The 3,727-nt window shown below is 76.3% G+C and carries 2 protein-coding genes; both read right to left on the bottom strand.

Features of this window, described 5'->3' with window-relative positions; translation table 11 throughout:
• Positions 1 to 235: 235 nt before the first annotated feature.
• On the bottom strand, positions 236 to 1,192 hold the full coding sequence (locus G6556_RS17670; RefSeq protein ID WP_166944299.1) for an AEC family transporter: 957 nt from the start codon (positions 1,190 to 1,192) through the stop codon (positions 236 to 238).
• Positions 1,192 to 3,096 carry a DNA helicase RecQ gene (gene recQ / locus G6556_RS17665; protein ID WP_346774981.1) on the bottom strand — a complete coding sequence of 635 codons (1,905 nt, stop codon included), beginning with the start codon at positions 3,094 to 3,096 and terminating at the stop codon, positions 1,192 to 1,194. The genes G6556_RS17670 and recQ overlap by 1 nt, the downstream gene beginning before the upstream one ends.
• Positions 3,097 to 3,727 lie beyond the last annotated feature (631 nt).

The raw sequence follows: 3,727 nt of genomic DNA, 5'->3' as shown, positions 1-3,727 counted from the left end.
CGATCGCCGAGATAGGGCCTCCCGGCCGAGATAGGACCGTCTACGGCCCTATCTGGGGGCGCGGGTCCTATCTCGGCGCCGCATGTCGAGCGTCGGACGCGGGCCGAGCACGGTCTCGGACTCGCGCCGGCGCTGACGCGGGCGCCGCCGCCAGCGCGCCGCCGGCGCCGCCGCCAGCGCGCCGCCGCCAGCGTGCCGGCGCGGCCGGGGCCGGGCAGCCGAGGGCCGGCGCGGGTCAGCCCAGGACGGCTGCGATGACCAGGAGCGACGGGACCGCGAGGATCGTCGTCACCAGCCCCGCGTCCCGCGCGAGCGCGGTGCCCTGCCGGTACTGGATCGCGTACACGAGCACGTTCTGCGCGGTCGGCAGCGCGGACACGACCGCGACGGCGAGCAGCGCGTCCCCGTGCAGGCCGAGCAGCGTCCCCAGCCCGATGGCCAGCGCCGGGTGCACGACCGCCCGGAGGACGGCGACCAGCGCGACGTCCCCGCGCGGGGCCTGCTCGCCGCCGACCCGGGGGGCCGCGAGCGACATGCCGAAGGTCAGCAGCGCGAGCGGCGGGGCGGCCGCGCCGAGCAGCTCGAGCGGCTGGAGCACGACCGCGGGCAGCGAGAACGGCAGCGCGGCCAGGGCGATCCCGGTGAGCGTGCCGATGATGACCGGGTTCCGCAGCGTGCGGCGCAGCACCGACCGCAGGGTGCCGAGCGCCCCGGCGGGCGCGGTGCCGGCGACGACGCCGTCCGAGGCCCGCCGCCGGGCGTCGAGCACCACCATCGCGATCGGGCCGAGCACGAGCTGCTGGTAGAGCGTCGGCGGCACGACCGAGACGACGCTGCCCAGCAGGTACGCGGTGAGCGGGATGCCGATGTTCCCGGCGTTGACGTAGGACGACGCGAGCACGCCCACGACCACGTCCCCGGCGGACCGCCGCCGGATCAGCCCCAGCACGGCCGCCGCGACCAGCGCGACCACCGTGGTCGTCACGAACGTGACCAGCGCCGACCGCGACAGCAGCAGACCGAGGTCGGCCCGGCCGATCGTCTCGATGAGCAGCGCGGGCGTCGCGACGGTGAACGCGGTGGCGGCGAGCACCCGCTGGGCGTTGTCGCCGAGCACGCCGGTGCGGCCCGCGAACCAGCCCGCTGCGACGACGACCGCGATCGTGCCCAGCGCCGAGAGGACGGCGAGCATCAGTCGGTGGTGCCGCCCGCCGGGGCGTCGTCGGCGAACAGCCCCACGGACGCCGCGTCGCGCGCGACCTCCTCCGCGGTCGGGGGCTCGCGGCCCTCCAGCGTCGCGATCACGCCGGGCCCGTACCGGTCGAGCTTGGCCGCGCCGACCCCGCCGATCCGGGACAGCGCGTCCAGGTCGGCGGGGCGGGCGGTCGCGATCTCCCGGAGCGTCGCGTCGTGGAACACCACGTAGGCCGGGACGCCCTGCTCCTTGGCGGCCGCGGCACGCCAGGCGCGCAGCCGCTGGAACACGGCCGCGGCGTCGTCGCCGAGCTCGGCCGCCGCCTGCGCCACCGCGGCGGCCCGGCCGCCGGAGCCCGAGCCCGACCGGGACCGCGACCGCGTGGTCCGGGTCTCCTCGCGCAGCGGCACGGGGCGGTCGCCGCGCAGCACCTCGGCGCTCGCCGGCGTGAGCCGCAGCGTGCCGTAGCCGTCCGCGTCGACCGCGAGCAGCCCCTGGGCGAGCAGCTGCCGCACGACGCCGCGCCACTGCGCGTCCGACAGGTCGGCGCCGAGGCCGAACGTCGACAGCTCGGTGTGGCCGAGCTGCTCGATCCGGGCGGTGCGCTTCCCGAGCAGGATGTCGACCAGGTGCCCGGCGCCGTAGTGCTGGTTCCGCTCGCGCTCCAGGCGGACGACGGTCGACAGCAGCTTCTGCGCGGGGACGGTGCCGTCCCACGTCGTCGGCGGGGACAGGCAGGTGTCGCAGTTGCCGCACGGCTCGGCGTCCTGGCCGAAGTACGCGAGCAGCTGCACCCGGCGGCAGGTCACGGTCTCGCAGAGCGCGAGCATCGCGTCGAGGTGCGCGGACAGCCGGCGCCGGTGCTGGGCGTCGCCCTCGGAGGTGTCGATCATCCGGCGCTGCTGCACGACGTCCTGCAGGCCGTAGGCGAGCCACGCCGTCGACGGCTGCCCGTCACGTCCGGCGCGGCCGGTCTCCTGGTAGTAGCCCTCGACGGACTTCGGCAGGTCGAGGTGCGCGACGAACCGCACGTCCGGCTTGTCGATGCCCATGCCGAACGCGATGGTCGCGACCATGACCAGGCCGTCCTCGCGTAGGAACCGCGACTGGTTCCGGGCGCGCACCTGCCGGTCGAGCCCCGCGTGGTACGGCAGCGCGGGCACGCCCTGGGCGGACAGGAACTCGGCGGTCTGCTCGACGGAGTTCCGCGACAGGCAGTAGACGATCCCGGAGTCGCCCGCGTGCTCGGACCGGATGAGGTCGAGCAGCTGGGTCCGCGGGCTGGCTTTGGGCACGATCCGGTACTGGATGTTCGGCCGGTCGAACGACGCGACGAACTGCCGGGCGTCGGTGAGCTCGAGCCGCTCGGCGATCTCGGTGCGGGTCGCGGCGGTGGCGGTCGCGGTCAGCGCGATGCGGGGGACGCCGGGCCAGCGCTCGTGCAGCACCGACAGGCCCAGGTAGTCGGGCCGGAAGTCGTGGCCCCACTGGGACACGCAGTGCGCCTCGTCGATCGCGAACAGGCTGATCCGCGCCCGGTCGAGCAGCGCCATGGTCTCCGGGACCCGCAGCCGCTCGGGTGCGAGGTAGAGCAGGTCGAGCTCGCCGGCGAGCAGCGCTCGCTCGACGTCCCGGCGCTGCCCGAGGTCCTGCGTCGAGTTGAGGAACCCGGCCCGCACGCCGAGCGCCGACAGCGCGTCGACCTGGTCCTGCATGAGCGCGATCAGGGGGGAGACGACCACGCCGGTGCCCTCCCGGACCAGCGCCGGCACCTGGTAGCAGAGCGACTTGCCGCCGCCGGTCGGCATGAGGACGAGGGCGTCGCCGCCGCCGACCACGGTGTCGATGATGTCGGCCTGCTCGCCGCGGAACGCGTCGTAGCCCCAGACCTGCTGCAGCACCTCGAGCGGCGCGTGGCCGGTAGTGGCGTCGTGGGCGGGGCGCTCGACCGGCCGGGCCGCGGCGGGGTCGCCGTGCGCGGCGGCGGCGCGGTCGTCGGGGCGTGCCGCCGAGGCCCCGGTCCGGGAGCCCGACGGGGCCGGCGCGAACCCGCCGCGCGTCCCGGGGCCGGGCTCGTACGGCGGCTCCTCGGCCGGGTCGTACGGCGGCTCGTCCGGCAGCGGCCACTCGTCGTCCCATGCCTGCGTCACGCCGTCCACCCTAGCGGCGGCCACCGACCCCTCCCCGGTCGTCCACAGGCCCCTGGCGCGAGGTGACGGCCTCGGGGAGAGCGTGTGGTGGGGGTTGGCGCGACCTGCGCGCTGGTCTACTGTGCCCGTGGGACCGGCCAGGTCCCGAGCGCACGACGGCGAGGAGGTGGACGCGATGGACGACGCAGCGAGTAGTCGGCATCCGTCCACGCCGGTCGTGTCGCTGCCGCGGGTCTGACCCGCGTCCGCCCGACCCGCGCGCGACGGAGCACCGGCACCACCATCGAGGTGGTGCGTCCTCGCCCGGGCCGGCCGCCGTCCCGGGCACCTCTCCGGTCCCGTGCCGCCCCACAGGGGTACGTGCCCGGTGCCGTGCCGCCCC

This window comes from Cellulomonas sp. IC4_254, assembly GCF_011603975.1.
Classification (GTDB): Bacteria; Actinomycetota; Actinomycetes; order Actinomycetales; family Cellulomonadaceae; genus Cellulomonas.
Note: the sequence above shows the minus strand (reverse complement) of the source record. Positions and strands in the feature narration are given on the sequence as shown.